Consider the following 21,036-nt stretch of genomic DNA (forward strand, 5'->3'; position numbering starts at 1 on the left):
AATATCGATGCAGAGCGATTTCAGGGCCAGTGATATACCTTAATACCTATGATTGTATATTATGGACAACATATAAAGTTCGAAACCAGCGGTTGAATCTCCAGCAACCTGAATGTTCAAACGGCGGCGGAGAAAGTTCGGTATCGCAACACGGCAAAGGCCAGCTTGCTCAGTAGGCATTCCGCTTCCGCAAGATCTCAAAAAACGTCTTGATCAATATCTGGATGTCGAGCCAAAAACTCCAGTTATTGATGTACCACAGATCAAGCTTTACACGCTCCGCGATATGTTCGATCGACGGCGTCTCGCCTCTTGCTCCGTTGCATTGTGCCCAACCGGTGATGCCCGGCTTGACGTGATGGCGAAAGGCGTAATCGCCCAGAATACTTTCGAAATAGTTGTCGTGTGCCAGCGCATGTGGGCGCGGTCCAATCAGCGACATTTCACCCCTCAAAACATTCACGATCTGGGGCAGCTCGTCGATACTTGCCGATCGCAGCAACCGTCCAATGGGTGTCACTCGCGCATCATCACGGGTCGCCTGTACAACGGCTGGTCCATTCTCCTGGACCGTCATAGTTCGGAATTTGAATATGACAAATTCCTTGCCGTTGAATCCCTTTCGGCTCTGCCGAAAAATTACCGGTCCCGGACCATCGAGTTTGATTGCGATGGCGGTAAGAACCATGAGAGGTAAGAAAAATGCTAGGGCCAGAGCACCTACGAAGACGTCCATGATGCGCTTTACGAAACGCTGGGCCGCACTGAGGGGCGCTCGCTGAATTTCGATGGCCAGGACACGCTGACGCGCCGACGACCTGAAATTCGTCAACGAACGAACTTGCGTATCCGGCAACAACCGCACAGCGACGGGTAGGACCTTGATTTGATCGCGGACGAACTCGATGCGGCTGGTATCACCCCAAGGCAACGCGAGCAGGATCTCTCGGCAATTGTGGCGCCGCACAAAATTAGCGACGGAATTGATAATCCGAGTGTCTGACGACAAGCGCCCTGACGGATCGTCATCTTCCTGGCTCAATGTAAAGCGGTTGATCTCACCTGCGCCAAAAAAGGCCAGCAGATCTCGGGACTCCAAGGCCGCAATTTCATTGAAATCGCCGACCATGACAACGTCACGACGTCCGATCGCTCCTTTTGATATCGCCGCAGCCAGCGCAATCTTGGTGAGCTTGCGCACGCCGAGCAGGCCCGCGGCGGCGAGGAAATAAAAGACCACGAAGGCACCGCGGGAATAGTCGACGCTAACCTTGAGAAGGAACGCGACGAATGCCAGCATCAATCCTGTCGTGAACCAGCAGACCAGAATTTCGCGTATCTCGACCCGCGGCTTGGCACTATCTGGAAAGTCGTAGTAGCTGTTTCCGCTCATTCGCAAGATGTAAATAATGCTTGCGAGCAAGCCGATAGCGCAATGCGGCAGGATATCGGGCATCGGATTGCCAACCGACAACTGGTAGGCAATCCCGCCCGCGATGCACGACAACACAATGACGAGTGCATCAGCGATCGGTAGAAAATAAGGAATCGCGTCGCTGGAGAATCCCGCTCGCGGCTCGATTGAGAAATCCTCAAGCTGAACCAATTTATCGCGAATATCAGAGCCCACCGACATAACAAAACCCGCCAATTTGTTTCAGTATTTAATTTTCAGGGGCCGATTAATTAAATTAGCTTAGATTTAATTAGTCCTAATGTAAACTTAAGAAACTTGCAACGCAACGTTAATCTCTTGCACAGGAACTTAAATTACAGAAACTTAAAATTGCAGGAACTTAAATTGGAGCCGTTTGCGCTAACTGGTCAGCGGCGCACGCATTTGCCCTTACCCCACGCGGGAGAAGCGCTGGCTGGAAGTCGAAGGCCAGTAATGGCGCCGGGCACAGGCAGAATTGTCGCATCCGTTCAGGGCTTGTTAACCAAGGTAGGGTGATTTGGATAATTGCGTCGGATAACCGTGGCTTCGAATCGGACTGACACGATGTTTCAGCGTTTCATGCGGGCCAGCGCGCCCGACTTTTTTAAGCGTCGCCAGGCGGACCGAGAATTTAAGGCGCGTTCAGCCGATCGCGACGCTGAAACCGACCGGTCGCGCGTGGGCAGCATCCTTGCGGCAATCGAAAATGCACTCCATGCGGCCGAGCAGGAGCAGTCAGGCCTCAACGAGCGGGTTGAGGACGTCCTGGCGCGCGCCGCGGTGACGCTTGGAAATGGCACCGACGAATATCTGGAACGCGATGCGCGCGACAGTCACCATCAGGACTTGTTTTCGGCCGAGATTTCAAACGGTCAACGTCGCCTCAAGGAACTGGCCACGGCGATCCCGCATTTCAAGTTTTTGAAAACGGCCACGTTGAGCCGGTTTCCTGATTTCAAGCCGCCCGCGCAGAGTGAGTAGTTCTGCGCTCAGCACATTTGCCTCATCACTGGACGTCCCATTTGGCGGAACAGCGCACTGCTAGCCAAGCCCGCTCGTTCGCCCGCGAATAACGCCGGTTTTCGTCTCCCATCGACGGGCCGCGATCGCTTCCGGTAGCCGCGTGGCAATTGCGAATTCATGAGGCTCGAAATGATCGCTTGAAGGACGGATGCGACCTTCCGGCACCGTTCGCTCGCTGCAAAGCGGCGACCACCCCTTCACGAAGATTAGTGAATATGCTCGAGCCATAGCTGCTGACGTACGTCCAGCCAGCATCGTGAATTGGAATTCGCCCGATGGGAATCCCGATCATTCAATCCAAAATGATTCACGCGCTGGAAACCCGCGAGCAAGAGAACATGAGCTTGCCATTCGCAGCCCGTTGATTAATCGGTTCCGGAATTAACCTCCACCCTCAGCATCAAGCTTAACGGGCGAGTTTCATTGCAATGCCATGCGGCCTGGTTATTGATTTTGCACCGGACAATGTCCCCGTTTCGGGCCCCTCGTAGCAGAGCCGTAAGGAAATCATACCCCGCCGACGGCTCTGTTCGACCAGAGGCAACACAACGGTTTTTCAAATGATTTCTGTACGTCGACGACCTACTTCAAAGTCTTCTACGCCGAAACGGCCTGTCGCGCCGGGCGATCTTGCCGAGCGATTCTTTCAGGTGCAGCGACTGCGCAAACAGGTGCATGATCTCGAGCAACTGGCTGCGAGGGACGATCAGCAGGCGTTCGCAGCCATGGAAGACGGGCGCGGAAACGAGCGTACAGAGTAACGATGTGAGGCTGAGTTCGAAACCCGCGTGGGCAGAAGTCTGGCACCTTTGGCGCGTCATCATCCCGAGGCGGTCGATTTCGGGCAAGCTGGTTTGGGGACAGGTGTGGAGGCGTTGGGATGGCAGGCGGTGGTCGTACAAGAAATTCGTCGCGGATGTAGAGGGCGAAGCGAGCATAGGGAACGCGACCGAGGCGTAGGGAATTCAACCGTGCCGGTTTGCAAATAACGCCGATGGCTATTCTCGTAACTGACGCGCTAGACCGAACCGTGATGGTCTTGCCGGTGTCGGTATTGTGCCGCAGCCAACGTTTCCATTCTGATCGCTGGTGGCACCAGAACAAGTAATGCCGGCATCATTGACGGTGGGCTGGGCGAACATGCGGCCGAGGCTGACTCGTGCCAGCGCTGGCAAGTCATGCTTTCAATCTACCTGCGCCACTTCGGTTGCGCTTGGCGCTTGTGTGTTTGGAGCTTGTCCGAACGCGAACCGACGGCGGCACGCGGACGTTCCATTGGTGGAGAAATCTTGCGGGCACGACTTCGATCCGGAACTCTTCCCATAGCGGCTTGTCGGGAGTAATCGAAATCAGATGCAGAAGACCGCCTGCCGCTAAAGCATCCTCCTCCTTTACTCCCTCGTTCGCCATTGCGACCAAATGCTTCGCGAGAGAGGGCCGCGCGATCTCTTCAGAAATTTTTTCACTCTGAGCGGACAGGTAGTAACGTTCCCAGGCCCGAATAAAGGATCGGGCGAGAATCTTGGGAAGATCATCTTGGCGGGCAGACTCGAACATAGCGGGCCATGCTCTGATTAAAAGAAATTATATCTGTTCGCCGATTGGTACAAAATAGAGGTCAAAGGTGGGCCAGAATTCGTCGGGCCTCGGAATTTCAACCGTGACGTCCAAGAAAGTTGACCCTGCCATTTAGCCCATCCCACCCAAGGCGCGTCAATCGGCGATCCAACGCTTGCTCAGATCGGGGTGATGAAGGCGATTTGTACCAGGCTGGTGAAGCGGTCTTCAATCCCGATCGACAGGAAACCCGTAGGGGGCCAGCGGAAGCTGATGCGGGACCAATGACGACGGTCTGAATCTGAGAGCAGCACTCGGCACGTCAGAACACAAAATGGGCGCGGATCGCCGCGATAGGATCACGCCTCTCGCTGCCGACAACGCTGCGGCTGCCCTCGCGGCCAACACACATGCCGCGGCTCGTGGCGGCATTCGATGTATCCCGTCCGGCACGGGAGGGCAGAACGCGCAGATGGCACGACTCAGGAACGGCGAAAAGCCGGGCAATGAGAGTGGCTGGAATGCACTTGGTCGGCATTCGGGAGAACGAATGACGGCCTCTCGCCAGCGTGATTGTTTTACCGATTATTAACCATATCGAGGCAGCTTAATCCCGCGGATCCTTGTAGCTGATCACCGCTCGCAAAGTCCGAACCCATGATCACGAAATGGTTGGTGCTATCGGTCGTGCTGGCCCTGTGCGGATGCAGCTCAAGCCAACAAGTCCAGTTCTCGCAACCTCATCGTTTCGCCTGGGATGGTCTTGGCCGTGATCCCAACCTGCCGGCGACGAAGCGAACACGCACAAAAATCGACGAAGCAAAACCGGCAAGCCAAAACAGGGATGCCGAGTTAGCCAAGCTTCGCCAATTTTCGCGGGAGTGGGTAACCCTGCTCCAGGCGATCGAGGCCGAAGATGACGCACGGATTTCCAAACTTATGGTCATTTGTAGGGGGTGTGAATTGGCGAGCCGCGAGGTCAGTCCGTCCCCATCGCTGAGATCGAACCAGCGAATCACGGACGCCGTAAGATAGAGCGAAAGAGCTTGTCTGCGGACCGGCCGAGCGAACGGACAAGCTTTGCGTCTAAAAACAAAAGGCCGCCGACGTGAACCGGCCGGCTCGGAAAAGCCGGAGCGGCTTTTTGTTTTTGGCTCCATAATTAACCTGCAGCGCGGGCACAAAGCTCAATATATGCTGCCGATATTTTTTAGGACTGCTAGGGCAGTTGAATTAATGCGGACGGTACCCCGCTCTGGAGATATTTGATGATCACCGTGTTGCAAGCCCTATTTTTTGCTGCGATCGCGATCGCGATCGGTTGGTACGCCTGGCGTGGCATTGTGGCGGGCCAAATTATGATCGGCATTCGGGGCATCGGCGAGTTTTGGTTTGACCGGCACCAAGACCCCTTTACGTTTTGGATCGTAATTTCATTTGTCGCCTTCCCGATGATTTTGGCCGCTATAATTGCTGTGAGAACGGTCTTGCAAAATTAGGGCTCGGTCAAAATCGAACTTGAAGGCCTGGAACGGTTGCAGGTGATCGTGAGGTTGTCGGACCGGGAAGCGATTTAGGATTCCTGTCATCCGCATCGCTCGATTGCTGGTCTGGACGCAACGTTTATAGGGTCATTACGCCTGAAAGCTGAACGAGCATATTTGCCGGGTATGGGGTGACCTGCAACAGCGTTTCCGGCGGCGGTCGTTTGCTGGCTTCGGGTCTTCCTCCAGCCAAAACGGCCGATCCTCACCAGCGGTTCTCTAAGGCTTGGCGGCCCCGCGAATGCTCCGGACATTGGCCGACAGGACTCGCCGGGTAATCGGCGGCGGCCTGAATGAGGATAAGCCCATCGCGGGCGATTGCCGCAGGCCTCAGAGCACGCTTTGATGGGGGTATTTCGTCCGGCCTTGCGATCGATGTCGTGGCCAAGGACAAAAAGCACAAGTTTGGAAAAGAATATGGCCAACTTAGTTTCGATCGACTGGAGCATTGAGGAGTTTCGACGCTTGATTTCCGAGCAACCGAAATCCAGCGAGGCCGGATCTTCTATCGAGAAGACAGTCGATGTTCTGAACAGTGGACTCGCCTCAACCTCCGAAACCATCGATCGGGCGCCACCCATCGAAAATGCAAGTTCGCGTGAAGCCGAGGCCGTGAGCGAAAGATTGGGCCCAAGTCAGGTCTTCACACAGAAAAAGGACAGATCGGTCGATTTGACGGTGGCCGACGTGATGGCATTGACGGCTTCCCAAGTAGCAGGCAGCGACAAGCCGATAGCATCACCAGAAGCTGATCGCGTCCGCGACATTGCACTTGATATCCTCAATCCTGAAGTTGCCCAGCTATCCAATATGTTGGATCGGGCATCGAATGCGAAGAACGCAGCTACGTCCGAAGTCAAGACCGCCACGCCAGTTCCTGGAACCGAGGACAAAGGGACCGCTTCGGCAGCGCCTCTCAAATCCGACGTACAAGAAGCTGCTGAAGTGCCTCCGCCGAGGATCGCACCATCGGTTTTCGCTGAAGCACGCAAAGTGGAGCTAAGATCGCCGCTGCAAGAGCTAAGATCGCCGCTGCAAAAAGCCATCGTTGAGCCTGACATCCATACAAGCAGGGCTGACCGCGAACGTGCCATAGCACTCCGTTGGGTCCTGCGGGATATTAACGGCAATCGTTTGAATTGGTGGCCGCCGCGCGAAGAAGACCTGAAAATTCTGATCGAGTTTGATCTCGTCGAAATGAAGAACGGCTTGCCTCAGCTGACGGTCGCTGGACTAGGCGCTATCGAATTGGCGCGCCGGTCTTAAATCAGGCAGATAAGGCGCCAACAATAATCCAACTTTCTTGGCGGCGGCCAAGAGAAGCAGAAGCCGCTGCTGCATAAGACGTGTGAACGTCAGCTCGCGATTCACAATGCTAACGGATTGGCAAGATGGCCGGGCGCTCAATCGATGATGCACATCGGCGAATTGGCAGAGGGTTCCGGAATGATTCGATGCCGGCCACGCGGGCGTAGGAACTGGGCCGAAATTTAACCGAGGTCGTGATCACCCAAGCACATGACGTACCAGCCTGGAGAAAATGGAATGTACGGCCTCGAGCGATGGTTGTCGTTGGCAGCTTCCAAGGGATAAGGACTCAATGGCAAGTGTGCTAAAAAGTCAGCTTCAGGCAGGCACGCATCCGCCGTTTGCAGGGCATCTTTTGATTGGTCAACCATACCCTCGCTCATCACACTCTCCGAGCAGACAAGCCCCGTTCTTCCCCCAGATACCTTCGTTCAGTTTGTCGCCCAAGTCAAATTATAAGCGATCTCTACCGGCTCGTCTTTCGATCAAGATCCCTTCGAGTAGCAGCGAGCTCGCGGGACTGCACACCGGTTGTGCTCCATCCGGAAGCCCTAAGGAAACCCCGCAGGCTTGAAGGGCTGATCAAGACCAACCCGACGAAGAAACTGCTCCATTCCGTCATCGAAATCGGGGAACGTAAGCAGCATCCGCCGTAGCTGATCCGCGTTTCGACCGATCCTGAATTCTTCCAGCGACTGTTTCATTTCGACGACGATGGCGGGTTCGGTTGCGACGCTGGTCATGACAAGGCCAAGGATATCGCGTTGACACGATTCGGCCGTTACCGACACCGCCTCCAGAGCTTCGTAAGAAATGCGAAACGTGAAATCAGGATCGCTGGCGGCCCACTGGAAATGAGCTTCAAAGGCGTCTTCGTGCGTAATTTTAAAGCCGGCTCGTCGCGCCGATGCACCTAATTCGTCAAATGATCCTCTTTGGCTGAACAGCCGAAAATACCGCATTTGCTTTGCGGCCGCTTCGGCGCGCTCCTGGAGCTTCGGTGAATTCAGCCAGCCAAGGACGCGGGTCCTGGCATGAAGAGAGACAATTTCCTCTATCGTCGGCGAAAGGCCTCGCACGTGCTTGGCAGCGGCTTGCGCGCGCTCCCGCAATTTCGATGAGTTTAGCGAACGAAGCATGCGCATCACCGGGGCCAAGGGAACAATTTCTCCAGCCTTCGAACAACGAACCGTGCAAGTGTGGCGTGAAAACGGCAGATTTTTTGAGATAACGTGGCAAAGAAAAGCCCGCCAAACCGGAGACTTTCCCTTCGGAACGAATCTGAACCTTTATGCCTGTTAAGCGACATATGTTGATCGGCGGATCGTTTGCGACGTCCACTACTTGTTGGAGTTCCAAATGTATCAAGTTCAGCAACGAATTGCAGTGTTGACCAAATCAAGGGCCAAGCTCCTCGCGGAGTTGCGCGAATTGGACCTACTGCGGGAGCAGGTCAGGAAATGGGACCTCGGTGCCTGCGCTGGCGAGTTTCACCAGTTGCCCTCAAAGAATTCCCAAAATTGTGCTGATCTTGGTCCGGCCGGTTTTGAGTTCTCGGAAGAGGCTGTGGCGCGTCTGGACGAGAATTCAGACATTCCATTGTTGTCGAACCGGGACTAGGAAGGCGGTCCTTCGAGCACTTCAACCCAATCGATCAAGGATGTCCGCTCATTTGTTGCACGGCTGAGAGTGCAGGTGCTCTTCCACGTTAAAGTCAAATTGGCAACAAAGTAATGAATCTTGAGTTCTGGGTTTAGATCCAGGAAGGCCGGTTATCTCAGGAGGGGCGATGCTTGGCCGACCATAATCGCTGAGCAGTCCGCATGATCATGATGCCGACTGCGCCGCCTGCCATTTTCTCCAGCGCATCGACCAACGTGCCGTGGCGGTCCGGCGTCATGGTCTGCAAAATCTCCAGAAACACCGCGGCGCCGAACACGATGCCGAAAACAAGGATCGGGCGTCGTGGATAGGCGAAGCTGAAGAGGGCACCGAGCAAAGCAAACGCGATGACGTGCTCAAAATGAGCATAGGTTCGCATCGCCGGGCGCATCAAGAACGGCGAGAGCTTGAAATAGATGCCATAGACGAAGTCGACATGCGTCAGCGTGGCATAGGCGATCGTGATGACCGCTAGCCATGCCGCAGCCCTGGCAAGCTGGGAAATATGCCTGTTCATCTTGTTGTTTTACACCGGCCCAAAACTTCTCCGAGGCGATAGTATCCTTAACCTTACCGCCCGACGGAGGGGGCTCCCAGCCGGCACCTGCGGTGCCGGCATCCGTGTGAAATTGGTGGAAGTCAGCACCTCCTGCACCTCCCTTGATATCGGCCCCGCGTGCGACGATGATTTCCGCCTGTGAAAATCCGTCCCGGCAGCTCTGGCTGGGCTTTGAAAGGGGTCCTTCATGAGTGCCGAAATCACACCCTATCGCATTTCGGTCGGCGACGACGTGCTCCACGATCTCAAATCACGGCTGCGCAACACGCGCTGGCCGGAAGCCGAGCTGGTCGAGGACTGGAGCCAGGGCGCGCCACTGAAATGGATCAAGGACATCTGTCGCTATTGGGCGGAAGAATATGATTGGCGCGGGCGCGAGGCGCGGCTCAATCGCTTTGCGCAGTTCACCACCGAAATCGACGGGCTCGACATTCATTTCCTGCACGTCCGTTCGCCGCACGCAGACGCGATGCCGCTGGTCATCACGCATGGCTGGCCGGGGTCGGTGGTCGAGTTTCACAAGGTGATCGAGCCTTTGACCGATCCGACCGCGCACGGCGGCAATGCCGCCGACGCGTTTCACGTCGTTTGTCCGTCGCTGCCGGGCTTTGGCTTCTCTGCGAAGCCGAAGACAACCGGCTGGGGCGTCGATCGTATTGCATCGGGCTGGGCGGTACTGATGGATCGGCTTGGATATGGGCGATACGGCGCGCAAGGCGGCGATTGGGGATCGGCGATCACCACCGCGATTGGGGCACAGGATTTGGCGCATTGTGCCGGCATTCACATCACGCTCGCGATGTCGGCGCGGCCTAATGTCCAGGGACAGCCGACGCCGGAGGAAGCACAGGCGCTGAAGGGAATTGAATATTACGCCGAGTGGGATTCCGGTTATTCCAAGCAGCAATCGACCCGGCCGCAGACGCTTGGTTACGCCTTGACGGATTCGCCGAGCGGGCAGGCGGCGTGGATCCTGGAAAAGTTCTGGGCCTGGACTGACTGCGATGGACACCCCGAGAACATCCTCGGCCGCGACGAGTTGCTCGACAATGTCATGCTCTATTGGGTGACCGCCACCGCCGCTTCATCGGCGCGCTTGTACTGGGAAAGCTTTGGGCCCAAGCGCCGCACGCCTCACAAGGTTGCGGTGCCGACCGGTGTTGCCGTTTTCCCCAAGGAGATTGTCTCGCCGGTGCGAAAGTGGATGGAAGCGAACTATACGAATATCCAGCACTGGAGTGAAATGCCGAAGGGCGGTCACTTCGCGGCATTCGAACAGCCGGACTTGTTCGCGCGGGAGGTGCGGAACTATTTCAGGACGCTGCGGAAGCCGTCCGTTTCCTGATCGATTGCGCCGCCGTTCAGAGATACCAGGCGAGCACGGCCTTGAGCAGGGCGTTTTCGATCACCGGAAGAACGACGATCTGGTTCATGCCGGCCGCGCGGGCGAGCTGCGCCGCGATCGATTCATCGACCTTCAGATGTTCGTTGATGGCCGGCATGCCCGTCGCCCAGGCGCCGCCGATACTGCCTTCGCCCTTGCGGATCGTCTTTGACGCATAAAGCGAGGCCAGGTCGGCATTCTTGCTGCAATCGCCGGCCTGAAACACCAGTTCCGCTCGCGCCGGGTTCGGCACCCAGATCTCAAAGCGTCTCGCGATCGGCGTTGCCTGCGCGGACAGGAACGTCATGACCCAGGTTTGATCCGGCGGCGTGGTGTAGGGAATACCGACGCCGCAATTGATCCCGATTTCGCTCGCTTCCTCCCAGCGCAGAAAACTCCTGGCGTTGTGCAAATCCTTGATGATGAGCGGCATACCGGCTTTCCAAGCGCGGCCGGGAAGGCCAAAGCCGCGCGGGAATTTGGTGTGCCGCGAATTGAATTCGAACATGTCGGCGGTGCCGTAATAGCCATCGACCAGGCCCATCTCGTGAGACTTCTCGGGATCGTTGTGCCAGAGCTCGATGGCGCCGACGTGCTTTTCGTCGTCGCCGCAGAACAGCACCATCACAGCCATCAGGAACTCGCCGGCAAAAACCGGCAGCGCGACGCCGCAGGTCAATCCTGCTTCGATCGCCTCGTCCGTGCGCTTGAAGTAGGAGTTTGCGAATTCGGTGAGAATAACGGGATGCCCCGCGGCCCAGGCCTTGCCGGGCAGGCCTTCATCATAGGCGAACAGCACGTTTTCGCTGACGGCCTTGAACTCCGAATACTCGTCGCTGCAAAGACAGCCGCCGAACTCCAGGCGGGTGCGGGTGCGGTCGGGCACCCATAATTCAACCACGCGTATGAATGTCTTCATCGGGACGCACCTGTCGCTACGCCGATATCAGCATCGGCGATTTAGCGACGGGATGTGCGAACAAATTACAGGCAGGCTCCGCCCAAAGATCGTGCGGAGCTCCAGCGTCCTCTGCAGCGGCTCAATTTCGATAAGACGGGTCGGTGCGGTCGAGCTTGCGGAGCAGGGCCGGCCAGGCAAGGTTGCCGTTACGGGTGCTGCGGCCGGGTTTCGGCTGCATCCGCTCATAGGTGTCTTCGAGGATGTTCTGCGGCGGATAGATCAGCTTGGTGTTGCAGGACAGCGCCATGATCTGGACCTGGCAGGCACGTTCGAGACGGAACAGCACATTGAAGGCTGCCGGCACGGTCCGGCCGACGACGAGCAGGCCGTGGTTGCGCAGGATCATGGCTTCATGGTCGCCGAGGTCTCTCACCAGCCGCTCGCGCTCGTCGACATTATCGGCAATGCCTTCGAAATCGTGATAAGCGATGTGGAGAAACCGCATCGAGGTCTGCGCCAGCGGCAGCAAGCCGCATTCCATGGCCGAGACGGCCATGCCGGCCGGCGTGTGCGTATGCGCCACACAATCCATGTCGTGCTTGGCCATGTGGATGGCGCTGTGAATCACGAAGCCGGCGACGTTGACGTCATATTCCGACGCATTGAACAGCGTGTTGCCATCGACATCGATCTTGATCAGGCTGGAAGCGTCGATCTCCTCGTAGAGCATCCCGTAAGGGTTGATCAGGAACTGGTCGGTTGTCCCCGGCACGCGGCAGGAGATGTGGTTGGCCACCATCTCGGTCATTCCGTACATCGCGGTGAGCCGGTAGCAGGCGGCGAGGTCGACCCGCGCCTGCCATTCCTCCGCGCTCACCCGTTCGCGAACCGATTTTACGACCTTGACGGCGGGCGAGCTGACGGGAGGGTTCATGGCGTTTCTCCACAGTTGAATTATTGGGCCGGGCGGGGGCCGGATCGTTGGCGATCAGAATAGCTGCAAATTTCGCTGCGCCGCAAGGCGAGGACTGCAGGCGATATTGCAGATCTGGCGGCTGAAATTCGAATGCGCTATGGCAGCAGGCGAGGTGAGTGCCATGACCGAGGAACGCTACCGACTGATCGGCTCGACCGCGTCGCCTTACGCCATCAAGCTGCGCGCGCTGTTGCGCTACCGGAGGATTCCCTTCGATTGGGTCATCATGACCAAGGCGCTGCGCAAGGCGACTGAACATTTGCGGCCCAACCTGATTCCAGTGCTGCAGTATCCCGACGGGGCCTACCGCGGCGAGACCACGATGCTGGCTTACGATCTGGAGAGCCGCCACAAGGAACGCTCCGTGATTCCCGACGACAAGTCGGTCGCGTTCATCTGCGATCTCCTGGAAGACCTCGCCGACGAATGGGCCGTGAAGCCACTGTTTCTCTATCGCTGGTGGGATCCGGAAGACCAGGCCTATGTCTCGCGCTGGGCCGGCGAGGAGTGGTCGGTCTCGGAGGCCGAAACCGGCAGCGGGGAGGAAATCGAGCAGTTCCGGCAGCGGCAGATTTCGCGCATGGTCATTCTCGGCGCGGCGGCGGAGAACAAGCCGCTGCTGGAAGAGAGCTACTTGCGGATGCTTGCGGCGTACGAGCCGCATGTCGGCATGACCAACTATCTGTTCGGCAGCCGGCCGTCGCTCGCCGATTTCGCCTGGTTCGGCCAGCTCAGCGAGATGGCGACCGACCCGACGCCGATGCGAATCATGCGTGTGAAGGCGCCGTTCACGGATCACTGGGTGCGGCGGCTGGATGATGCGTCGGGAGTGGAAGGGGAGTGGTATCCGCGCGAACGGGCGCTTGGCGGTATGGTCGAGGCGCTATTGAGAATTGCCGGCGAACTCTATCTGCCGTTCCTGGTCGCCAACGCCGAAGCCTTCGCTAAAGGCCTTGAGCGGCTGGAGATGAGTGTTTGGGGCCTGCCTTATGCGCTTGCGCCATTCAAATATCAGGTGAAGTGCCTGCAGCAGCTTCGCGACAAGCTTTCAGCACTCGACGCGGAGAGCAGGGTAGCGTTGCGGCCGGTGCTCGAGCGCACCGGGTGCTGGCAGCATTTGACTGCCGTCTAGGCGCTCGGTCCTTTGGAAAATCCTCACGCGCGGTAATGGCTGCCCAGCGCCGTCGCGATCGATTCCGGATTCCTGATGCGCTCGATCAGCATGTCGATGCGATCGCCGCCCCAGAACAATTCGCCGTTGAAGACCATGGTCGGAACGCCGAACACACCGAGCGCTTCCGCTTCGTCAATGATGCGGTCGTGCTCGGCCCGCGCCGGGCCGTGGACGTAGGCCTCGAACGTATCGGCCGAGCCGCCGATCGACGCGACCACGCCCGAAATATCCGACAGCTCGTCGATTTCGAGATCATGACTCCAGAAGCGGCGGAATACCGTGTCGTGATAGGGCCGGAACAGGCCATGGCGCTGCGCGAAAAGCATGCCGGCGCTGGAGTAGAAGGCGTCATAGATGCGCCGCGGCCCCTTCATCGTGAGGCCTTGCGCGTTGGCATGGCGGCGCGCATCCATGTAGGAGTAGCGCACCTTGCGCCAGAAATGCGGCGTACGCTCCTCTACCGTGCCCATGAATTCGGGAATGCGCAGCGTATACGGCAGCCATTCGAGTGCGACGCCGTGCGCGTCCTCAAGTTCGAACAGCCGCTTGTTGGCGACGAACGCATAGGGGCTCTTGTAATCGGTGTAGATTCGTACGCGTGCTCTATCCATGGCGTGTCCCTGTTCGTTCGGATCAGTATCCCCGATCCGAACAGAGCATGGAACCATGCAGCGCGGTTCTGATATTCCAAAGCGGTTCTGATATTCCAAAAACGAATGGGCCCCGGTGCATGAAAGCATCGCGGGGCCCGACATCTTCGTTATAGACGAAGGATTTCTGGTAGACACCAGTTTGGTCACAGGATCCGGCAGCGCGTGGCCTTTGCGCTCCAGTCCAGCTGATATGTTCGAATTGTCGAAAGGTGCAATGAGGCTGGCAGCTGCTTATGACCTCGACCGCACCTGGACCTTGCGATGAGCAAGGTCACCAGTCTGATCCGGTGGCGTCATGCTCCTCCTCAAGAGTTGGCCGACGGACTTTCGTCCGCACCCGCTGCGTGTCGTCTCGATCATGTAACCGGGGCGCCAATGCCTGCGAAGCGAGGAGCCGAATGCTCCGTGACTTCATCAGGTGCAGTCTCGAAATGCTGCGGCAGATATGGCCGGGTGTCAAGCTATCTAAAACGCATTCATTCACCGGTTCCCGGGAACAAAGTGTCAAACACTGGTCTGTCGGTAATCGCGTAAATCGGGATCGTGGGTCATGGCCCAATAATCCACAAATCGCCATGGCATCGCCGAGAAGACCCGGCCCTGGCCGTTGCGGTAGTATGTTGTCATGCCCGGATGAGTCCAGATCAGTTGCTCGTGCTCGGCATCCACTTTGCGAATGTACTGATCGTGCGCTTCGGCGCGAACATCGATCGCCGCGATATCACGCTCCATCATTTCGACGAGGCAAGTCGAGATGTAGCGGCTCTGGCATTCCGACTGGAAGATCACGCTGCCGCCATGCGCAGGGCCTGAATTGGGACCGAGCATCACGAAGAAGTTCGGAAAGTCCGGCACGGTAAGGCCGAGATAGGCGGTCGGGTTGTCGTTGGCCCACGCCGTTCTGAGATTCTTGCCGTCGCGCCCGCTGATGTTAAGACGTGCCGCCATCTCCGTGACCTTGAATCCTGTCGAAATCACGATGACATCGGCAGGCCGCAATTTGCCGTCGGAAGCAACGATGCCGTCCTTTGCGAAATGATCGATCCTGTCGGTGACCAGTTCGACATTCGGCTTCGTCAGCGTCTTGAACCAATTGTTGTCGAGCAGGATGCGCTTGCCGTAGGGCGGATAGGTGGGCACGCATTTCTCGATCAGGTCGGGGCGGTCCTTCAATTCGGACAGGATGAAATCCGTCAGTTCCTCGCGATGCCGGTCATTGCCCTTGTTCACGGCGCGCTCGGGGTGCGGCCATTCCGGGTCCTTGCGCAGGAACGGCAGCAGACCGTCGCCGTAGCGCCAGAACATGTTGAAGCGATACCAATGCACGTAAAACGGCAAATGCGCGAGAAGCCACCGCGCGCCTTCGGTGATGGGATCGGAATAGCCTGCCACGGGGCGCGCCCATTGCGCGGTGCGTTGGTAGACGGTGACCGACGCGACGCGGTCGGCGATCGAGGGCACCAGCTGCATCGCGGTTGCGCCGGTGCCGATGACGGCGACGTGTTTGCCGTCGAGCTTGATGTCATCGGTCCACAAGGCTGAGTGCAGCATCTCACCCTTGAAATCCGCCTCGCCTCGGAAGTGCGCGGGTGAGGGGTCGTTGAGCTGGCCGATTGCGCTGACCAGCGTGGTCGATTCGAATGTCTCCTCGCCATTGGGGGTCTTCAGTATGGAGATCCAGCGTCGCTTGTTCTCGTCCCAGCGCGAGGATGTCAGTTCCGTGTTGAGGCGGAGATGCTTTCGAATGTCGTGTTCGAGCGCGACCTTCTTGAGGTAATCGAGCAATTCCTGGCGCTGCGCGAAATAGCGCGTCCACGGATTACGCTTTCCGAATGAGAACGAGTACGAATGGTTGGGTGTATCGACGCCGCAACCGGGATAACGGTTGACATACCAGGTGCCGCCAAGTTCGTCGTTTTTCTCGACGATGGTGTAGGGGATGCCGAGCCGGCCGAGCGCAACGCCCAGCGCGATGGCGCAGACGCCGGCGCCGACGATCAGCACGTGCTGCAGCACCAGCTTCTCGCCGGATGGAGGCTTGGTCCAGCGGGCTTCCCGGGGAATGAAACCCATTTCCTCGCGCATCAATGGCGCATATTCCGGCGCGACATTCTCGCCAAGCGTCGCGCGCATCATCTTCAGCATCAATTCGTCACCTGGGTCAGTGATGACAGGATTCGGCTCGCCGTTTTCGAACAACTTCAGCACGGCAGCGCGGATTTCGGCCTGGATTTCCGGCGGCACGCCGGCTTGCGGATCCGGAATCAGCCGTACGTCGCGCTTCGGCGTGTAGGGCGGCTCCAACCAGCGCTCATCGCCGGTCATGTGCACCAGCACCATCAGCAACACGCGGATATCGCCCTCCGCGATGGCCGACGACAAATCGAGCTTCCTGCTCGATACTTCGATGTTCATGATCATGTCCTTGACTACGCGCTCGGCGCTTCGCGAAGGCCGCCATAGGCGGCCCAGGTGGTGCCTGCGATATATCCGGCGTCTACGGGTAGATTGATTCCGGTGACGCCGCTGCTCATGGGCGAAAGCAGCCACGCGATGGCGTGTGCGACCTCGATCGGCTCGACCAGCCGGTTCATCGCGGTCGGACCTTCCAGCCATTTCCTGTTCAGCGCGCCGGAGGCGATACCGGCTTCCAGCATGGCGGTGCGCGTAAAGCCCGGCGAGACCGCATTGACGCGCACGCCGCTGCGGCCCCATTCGGCGGCCAGCGTCTGCGTGATCTGAATGACGCCGGCTTTCGCGGCGGTATAGGCATGGATCGGACCTGACGTCATGCCGGCAACGGAGGCGACATTGACGATTGCGCCATGCCGCCGCTCCGCCATCTTCACGCCGACGCTGCGGGCGACCAGAAACGTGCCGCGCAGATCGATATTGACCTCGCGGTCCCATTGATCCATCCGCACGCGCTCGATTGGGTGCATCTTGCCGAAGACGCCAGCGGCGTTGACGAGGCCCGTGATCGGCCCGTGCGCGCCCTCGATGTCGGCGATGCCGCTGACGACGGCGCTTTCGCTGGCCACGTCGAATGGTGCGGGCCATAGGATCGTTTGCGTTCCCGCCAGCGGCTCCGGCGCGATATAGACAATAACGACCTTTTGGCCTTGTCCGGCCAGAAGTGTTGCTGTCGCGGCGCCGATGCCGCGGCTGCCGCCGGTGACGAGGACGATACCCTCAGCGGTCATGGTTGTTGCCTTTTTCCGGTGTGAACAGGCCGCGCGTAACCAGCTTTCGGTAGGCGGAGATGACGTGCTCGGGCGCCGCCGTGACGTTGCCGCCAACGTAGGAGTAGCGGCGGCTCAAGTATCCACGCGCGCCCATCAGCATGTGAACGATGGCTTCGAACTCCTCGTCGCTATAATCGACGATCGCGTCGGCCTGACGCGCGCGTCGGAGGATACGGACATAGGCGGTTGCGATATTGTCGAGATGCTTCTGGTAGCCGATCGGCGCGAAGTATTCGGCCTCGTTGAGGATGCGGAGGAACTCCGGCACCTCGCGGATGAAATCGAAGAAAGCGCTGAAGCGTTCGATTTCCTGTCTGGCCGCCTGCGCACTTCCGGTGCGCTCTCGGATGAAAAGAACCATGTCGATACCGATCTTCGGCAGCAACTGATCGAGCAGTTCCTGCCGGTTCTCGAAATGATTGTAGAACGTCCCCTGTGCGACGCCGGCCTCCTCGGTGATGCGGGCGACCGAAGCGTCTGCGTAGCCGTACTTGCCGACCATCTTGGCGGCGGCGTCGAATATCTTGCGCTTGGTCCAGGCGTTGCGCTCGACCCGGTTGAGTTTTGTCACTTTGCCGGATGCGGCTTGCGATGATTGCGTCATGCGTGAGCTTCCAGTTCGGCGCGCAGCACGCGCTTGAGGACCTTTCCGGAGGGATTGCGCGGCAGGCTGTCGCGGATGATCAGTTGCTTCGGCACCTTGAAGCCGGCCAGGCGCGTGCGGCAGTGATCGGCGAGATCAGGTAAATCCAGCGTGGCGCCATCCCCTAGCACCACGACCGCGACGGGCTTTTCGCCCCAACGTGCGTCGGGCATGCCGACAACGGCGACTTCGCGCACCTGCGGCAGTTCGTAGATGACACGCTCCACCTCGGAGGATGCGATGTTCTCGCCGCCGGAAATGATCATGTCCTTCTTGCGGTCGGTCAGGTAGAGAAAGCCGTCCTCATCGAGATAGCCGACGTCGCCGGTACGAAACCAGTCGCCGAAGAACGCCGCCGCGGTTTTCTCGGGATCCCTCCAGTAGCCTTGCGTGACCTTTGGCCCGCGCAGGCAGATTTCGCCGTTGACGGCGGAGGGGACGCGATTGCCGGCATCGTCGCGGATTTCGATTTCGACATGGGCGATGGCGCGGCCGGTCGAGCCGATCTTCTCGATCTCGCGGCCGGCTTCCATGAAGGTATCGCCGCCGCAGGTTTCGGTCAGGCCATAGGCGTCGATGTAGCGGGCGTTCCTGAAATAGTCGGAGAAGGCGCGGATGCGCACCTCCGGAGTCTTCTCGCCGCCACCGATGGTCCACCGCAGGCTCGACACATCGTAGCGGTCGCGGGTCGGGCAGGTCAGGATCGCGGTCGTCATCACGGGTGCGAACCATGCAGCGTTGAGTTTTTCCATCTCGATGGCGGCGAGCGCCTGCTCAGGCTCGAAGTTGCGGTGGATGGAAAGCATGCCGCCGTGCCAGAGCACCGCGATCCCCGGCAAATCGAGCGCGCCGACATGATAGAGCGGGCCGACCACCAGCAATCGCGTGTCGGCGTTCAATCCGAGCACCAGCGTCTGGTCGGCCGACTTCCAGTACAGGTTCTCGTAAGTCAGCATCACGCCCTTGGGGCGGTCCGTCGTGCCCGACGTGTACATCAGCCGCATCAGGTCGCGCGGTTGGCGGACGTGCATCGGGGCGGGCGTGATATCAGGCGCAAGGCGGGTCGCGTTGGATTGTGCGGCTTCGTCGAGCAGCACCACCGGCGCACCGCCGGTCGCGATGCTTGCGAGCTCTTCATCTGCAATCAGGATGCGCGCGCCGGAATTGCCGACGATGTAGCCGACTTCATCGGCGGAGAGCCGATAATTGATCGGCAGAAACACCGCGCCGATGTGGCTGGTCGCAAATACCAGTTCGAGAAAGGAGGTGCTGTTCTTCATCAGGACCGCGACGACGTCGTCTGGGCCTATTCCGCGCCCGGCGAGCCATCCGCCGACCCGGCGGATACGGGCGTCGAAGTCGGCATAAGAGACATCCTCGCCGCGGTATTTCAGCGCACAGCGAGCCGGCGTCCGCCGGGCGTGAAATGCGATGAAGCTGGATAGTTTGATCATTATCCGCCCAAAAGCCCGGTTTCCGGGTCCGTCTCTCCCTGGATGAATTATGACTCGTAATTCATCTTTGGCTTGACGTCACCCCCCTTGCTCTGAAATCCTTGTGAGTACGGAGGCGACACGACCTCCGGCAGGGATTTGGGAACGCAAACCCCAGAGGGAGGAAGCAATGACGAGAACCCGCAAACCGGGCGTAAGCCGACGTGCGACGTTGGCGATGATGGGTGCCGGTGCCGTAACATTTGCGACGCCCTGGGTGGCGCGCGCGCAAGCCAAGACCATCAAGGTCGGCATGCCGACCATTCTCTCCGGACGCGTGGCGCAGCTCGGAACGTCGTCGCGCAACGCCGTCGTGCTGGAAGTCGAAAAGGTCAACGCCGCCGGCGGGCTGGCCGGACGACAGATCGAAATGGTGATCCGCGATTCCAAGGGACAGCCGCAGGAAGCCGCCCGCATCGCCCGCGAACTCGTCAATACCGATGGATGCGAATTGCTGATCGACGCGGAAGCGTCATCGGGCGCGTTCGCGGTGCATGAAGTGGCGCGCGATCTCGGCGTGCTTTGCATTCATACCAACTCGGAAACCTCGGCGCTAACGGCTGATCCCAAGCAGCATATTCCCAACGCGTTCCGCACCGCGCGACAGGGCGTGCATGATTCGATCGTCGGCGGCAGCTACGCGGCGGCGATTTCCAAGGCTAAGGGCCTGAAGAAATGGGCGACCTGTGCGCCCGACTATGCCTATGGCCGCGACACCACCGGAGAGTTCACGCTTTACCTGAAGCGCTTCGCACCCGACGTCGAAATCATAAGCGAGTCCTGGCCCAAACTGTTCCAGCCTGACTACACCGAGGTGGTGACGAAAATCCTGCAGGCCAAGCCGCAGGCGCTGTATTCCTGCCTCTGGGGCGGCGACCTCACGTCCTATATCGATCAGGCTAACATCTACGCGCTGTTCAGCCAGATGGAGGTGTTCGCAGTCAACATGGCCGACTACACGGCCCTGACGGTGGTGAAGAACCTGCCGAAGGGCATTCACTCCGGCAACCGCTACATCAAGACCTATCCGGCAACACCGGAAAACGCCGTGTGGGGCGATGCCTACAAGGCCAAATACAACGAGTATCCCACCAACTGGTCGTGGGAGAATGCCACCGCGATCATGCTGTTGGCCGAAGCGTCGAAGAAGGCGAATTCCGCCGACGGCAAGAAGATTGCGGAAGCGATGCGCGGCCTGAAGATCAAGTCGCCGTTCGGCGCCGACGGCACCGTTACCATGCGCGCCGACGACCAGACGCTTGTGGGTTATGCGATCGGCTGGGGCACGACGATCCCGCAGGAACCTTATGTGCCGCAAGTTCAGGCCGGCGACTGGAAGACGATCTTTGAGCTCGAAGCCGAGTGGAAGAAGAGCAAGGGTTATACCTGATCGATCGGCGATAACGGAGGTGGCGTAAGCTGCCTCCGTTTCGTTGCGGAATGTTTCTCGCGGGCCGCCCGTTCCGGCACGCTGCA

General features: G+C 58.6%; 20 protein-coding genes. 7 read left to right on the forward strand and 13 right to left on the reverse strand.

What is annotated here, in order from left to right; genetic code table 11:
- Positions 1 to 169 precede the first annotated feature (169 nt).
- On the reverse strand, positions 170 to 1,651 hold the full coding sequence (locus V1283_RS03630) for an undecaprenyl-phosphate glucose phosphotransferase (protein WP_334385076.1): 1,482 nt from the start codon (positions 1,649 to 1,651) through the stop codon (positions 170 to 172).
- Positions 1,652 to 2,002: 351 nt separating this feature from the next.
- On the opposite strand from V1283_RS03630, the gene V1283_RS03635 reads away from it, so the two are divergent.
- Positions 2,003 to 2,419, forward strand: coding sequence for a hypothetical protein (locus tag V1283_RS03635; protein WP_334385077.1), 417 nt, complete (start codon positions 2,003 to 2,005; stop codon positions 2,417 to 2,419).
- 629 nt (positions 2,420 to 3,048) lie between these two features.
- Here V1283_RS03635 and V1283_RS03640 read toward each other — a convergent pair.
- Positions 3,049 to 3,363, reverse strand: coding sequence for a hypothetical protein (locus V1283_RS03640; RefSeq protein WP_334385078.1), 315 nt, complete (start codon positions 3,361 to 3,363; stop codon positions 3,049 to 3,051).
- Between the two features lie 274 nt (positions 3,364 to 3,637).
- A complete protein-coding gene (locus V1283_RS03645) occupies positions 3,638 to 4,018 on the reverse strand; it encodes a hypothetical protein (RefSeq protein ID WP_334385079.1) in 381 nt (126 codons plus the stop codon).
- Positions 4,019 to 5,286: 1,268 nt separating this feature from the next.
- Here V1283_RS03645 and V1283_RS03650 point away from each other — a divergent pair.
- Both V1283_RS03650 and V1283_RS03655 read left to right on the forward strand, forming a co-directional pair.
- A complete protein-coding gene (locus V1283_RS03650; protein ID WP_334385080.1) occupies positions 5,287 to 5,517 on the forward strand; it encodes a hypothetical protein in 231 nt (76 codons plus the stop codon).
- Between the two features lie 462 nt (positions 5,518 to 5,979).
- On the forward strand, positions 5,980 to 6,828 hold the full coding sequence (locus tag V1283_RS03655) for a hypothetical protein (protein WP_334385081.1): 849 nt from the start codon (positions 5,980 to 5,982) through the stop codon (positions 6,826 to 6,828).
- Positions 6,829 to 7,052: 224 nt separating this feature from the next.
- Here the strand turns inward: V1283_RS03655 and V1283_RS03660 are convergent, their stop codons facing one another.
- Together V1283_RS03660 and V1283_RS03665 are read right to left on the reverse strand one after the other, a co-directional pair.
- Positions 7,053 to 7,253, reverse strand: a complete 201-nt coding sequence (locus tag V1283_RS03660; protein ID WP_334385082.1) for a hypothetical protein — start codon at positions 7,251 to 7,253, stop codon at positions 7,053 to 7,055.
- A 168-nt stretch (positions 7,254 to 7,421) separates the two neighbouring features.
- On the reverse strand, positions 7,422 to 8,027 hold the full coding sequence (locus tag V1283_RS03665) for a hypothetical protein (protein WP_334385083.1): 606 nt from the start codon (positions 8,025 to 8,027) through the stop codon (positions 7,422 to 7,424).
- A 202-nt stretch (positions 8,028 to 8,229) separates the two neighbouring features.
- On the opposite strand from V1283_RS03665, the gene V1283_RS03670 reads away from it, so the two are divergent.
- A complete protein-coding gene (locus V1283_RS03670) occupies positions 8,230 to 8,490 on the forward strand; it encodes a hypothetical protein (RefSeq protein ID WP_334385084.1) in 261 nt (86 codons plus the stop codon).
- A 157-nt stretch (positions 8,491 to 8,647) separates the two neighbouring features.
- Here the strand turns inward: V1283_RS03670 and V1283_RS03675 are convergent, their stop codons facing one another.
- Entirely contained in the window at positions 8,648 to 9,049 is a 402-nt protein-coding gene (locus V1283_RS03675; protein WP_334385085.1) for a VanZ family protein, read from the reverse strand.
- A 229-nt stretch (positions 9,050 to 9,278) separates the two neighbouring features.
- On the opposite strand from V1283_RS03675, the gene V1283_RS03680 reads away from it, so the two are divergent.
- On the forward strand, positions 9,279 to 10,436 hold the full coding sequence (locus tag V1283_RS03680) for an epoxide hydrolase family protein (protein WP_334385086.1): 1,158 nt from the start codon (positions 9,279 to 9,281) through the stop codon (positions 10,434 to 10,436).
- A 16-nt stretch (positions 10,437 to 10,452) separates the two neighbouring features.
- Here V1283_RS03680 and V1283_RS03685 read toward each other — a convergent pair whose 3' ends face one another.
- Together V1283_RS03685 and V1283_RS03690 are read right to left on the reverse strand one after the other, a co-directional pair.
- Positions 10,453 to 11,394: a GAF domain-containing protein gene (locus V1283_RS03685; RefSeq protein ID WP_334385087.1), complete on the reverse strand. Its 942-nt coding sequence runs from the start codon at positions 11,392 to 11,394 to the stop codon at positions 10,453 to 10,455.
- Positions 11,395 to 11,515: 121 nt separating this feature from the next.
- Positions 11,516 to 12,310 carry a class II aldolase/adducin family protein gene (locus V1283_RS03690; RefSeq protein ID WP_334385088.1) on the reverse strand — a complete coding sequence of 265 codons (795 nt, stop codon included), beginning with the start codon at positions 12,308 to 12,310 and terminating at the stop codon, positions 11,516 to 11,518.
- 163 nt (positions 12,311 to 12,473) lie between these two features.
- On the opposite strand from V1283_RS03690, the gene V1283_RS03695 reads away from it, so the two are divergent.
- The gene (locus V1283_RS03695) at positions 12,474 to 13,484 is read left to right on the forward strand and encodes a glutathione S-transferase N-terminal domain-containing protein (RefSeq protein WP_334385089.1); all 1,011 of its coding nucleotides are present in this window, start codon (positions 12,474 to 12,476) and stop codon (positions 13,482 to 13,484) included.
- Between the two features lie 23 nt (positions 13,485 to 13,507).
- On the opposite strand, the gene V1283_RS03700 is transcribed toward V1283_RS03695, so the two are convergent.
- The 5 genes from V1283_RS03700 to V1283_RS03720 all read right to left on the reverse strand — a co-directional run bounded on the left by V1283_RS03700 (position 13,508) and on the right by V1283_RS03720 (position 19,521).
- Entirely contained in the window at positions 13,508 to 14,137 is a 630-nt protein-coding gene (locus V1283_RS03700; protein ID WP_334385090.1) for a 2-hydroxychromene-2-carboxylate isomerase, read from the reverse strand.
- A gap of 546 nt (positions 14,138 to 14,683) precedes the next feature.
- Positions 14,684 to 16,594: a flavin-containing monooxygenase gene (locus V1283_RS03705; RefSeq protein ID WP_334385091.1), complete on the reverse strand. Its 1,911-nt coding sequence runs from the start codon at positions 16,592 to 16,594 to the stop codon at positions 14,684 to 14,686.
- Between the two features lie 14 nt (positions 16,595 to 16,608).
- Entirely contained in the window at positions 16,609 to 17,382 is a 774-nt protein-coding gene (locus tag V1283_RS03710; RefSeq protein ID WP_334385092.1) for an SDR family NAD(P)-dependent oxidoreductase, read from the reverse strand.
- Entirely contained in the window at positions 17,372 to 18,028 is a 657-nt protein-coding gene (locus V1283_RS03715) for a TetR/AcrR family transcriptional regulator (protein ID WP_334385093.1), read from the reverse strand. The genes V1283_RS03710 and V1283_RS03715 overlap by 11 nt, the downstream gene beginning before the upstream one ends.
- The gene (locus tag V1283_RS03720; RefSeq protein ID WP_334385094.1) at positions 18,025 to 19,521 is read right to left on the reverse strand and encodes an AMP-binding protein; all 1,497 of its coding nucleotides are present in this window, start codon (positions 19,519 to 19,521) and stop codon (positions 18,025 to 18,027) included. The genes V1283_RS03715 and V1283_RS03720 overlap by 4 nt, the downstream gene beginning before the upstream one ends.
- Before the next feature lie 169 nt (positions 19,522 to 19,690).
- Here V1283_RS03720 and V1283_RS03725 point away from each other — a divergent pair, with 169 nt between their 5' ends.
- Positions 19,691 to 20,950, forward strand: coding sequence for an ABC transporter substrate-binding protein (locus V1283_RS03725; RefSeq protein WP_334385095.1), 1,260 nt, complete (start codon positions 19,691 to 19,693; stop codon positions 20,948 to 20,950).
- Positions 20,951 to 21,036: the final 86 nt, after the last annotated feature.

Source organism: Bradyrhizobium sp. AZCC 2262, assembly GCF_036924535.1.
Taxonomy (GTDB): domain Bacteria; phylum Pseudomonadota; class Alphaproteobacteria; order Rhizobiales; family Xanthobacteraceae; genus Bradyrhizobium.

Coding starts and splice junctions, on each gene's coding strand:
- V1283_RS03635 (WP_334385077.1), top strand. CDS start 2,003: ATGTTTCAGCGTTTCATGCGGGCCAGCGCGCCCGACTTTTTTAAGCGT.
- V1283_RS03645 (WP_334385079.1), bottom strand. CDS start 4,018: ATGTTCGAGTCTGCCCGCCAAGATGATCTTCCCAAGATTCTCGCCCGA.
- V1283_RS03650 (WP_334385080.1), top strand. CDS start 5,287: ATGATCACCGTGTTGCAAGCCCTATTTTTTGCTGCGATCGCGATCGCG.
- V1283_RS03655 (WP_334385081.1), top strand. CDS start 5,980: ATGGCCAACTTAGTTTCGATCGACTGGAGCATTGAGGAGTTTCGACGC.
- V1283_RS03660 (WP_334385082.1), bottom strand. CDS start 7,253: ATGAGCGAGGGTATGGTTGACCAATCAAAAGATGCCCTGCAAACGGCG.
- V1283_RS03670 (WP_334385084.1), top strand. CDS start 8,230: ATGTATCAAGTTCAGCAACGAATTGCAGTGTTGACCAAATCAAGGGCC.
- V1283_RS03675 (WP_334385085.1), bottom strand. CDS start 9,049: ATGAACAGGCATATTTCCCAGCTTGCCAGGGCTGCGGCATGGCTAGCG.
- V1283_RS03680 (WP_334385086.1), top strand. CDS start 9,279: ATGAGTGCCGAAATCACACCCTATCGCATTTCGGTCGGCGACGACGTG.
- V1283_RS03685 (WP_334385087.1), bottom strand. CDS start 11,394: ATGAAGACATTCATACGCGTGGTTGAATTATGGGTGCCCGACCGCACC.
- V1283_RS03690 (WP_334385088.1), bottom strand. CDS start 12,310: ATGAACCCTCCCGTCAGCTCGCCCGCCGTCAAGGTCGTAAAATCGGTT.
- V1283_RS03695 (WP_334385089.1), top strand. CDS start 12,474: ATGACCGAGGAACGCTACCGACTGATCGGCTCGACCGCGTCGCCTTAC.
- V1283_RS03700 (WP_334385090.1), bottom strand. CDS start 14,137: ATGGATAGAGCACGCGTACGAATCTACACCGATTACAAGAGCCCCTAT.
- V1283_RS03705 (WP_334385091.1), bottom strand. CDS start 16,594: ATGAACATCGAAGTATCGAGCAGGAAGCTCGATTTGTCGTCGGCCATC.
- V1283_RS03710 (WP_334385092.1), bottom strand. CDS start 17,382: ATGACCGCTGAGGGTATCGTCCTCGTCACCGGCGGCAGCCGCGGCATC.
- V1283_RS03715 (WP_334385093.1), bottom strand. CDS start 18,028: ATGACGCAATCATCGCAAGCCGCATCCGGCAAAGTGACAAAACTCAAC.
- V1283_RS03720 (WP_334385094.1), bottom strand. CDS start 19,521: ATGATCAAACTATCCAGCTTCATCGCATTTCACGCCCGGCGGACGCCG.
- V1283_RS03725 (WP_334385095.1), top strand. CDS start 19,691: ATGACGAGAACCCGCAAACCGGGCGTAAGCCGACGTGCGACGTTGGCG.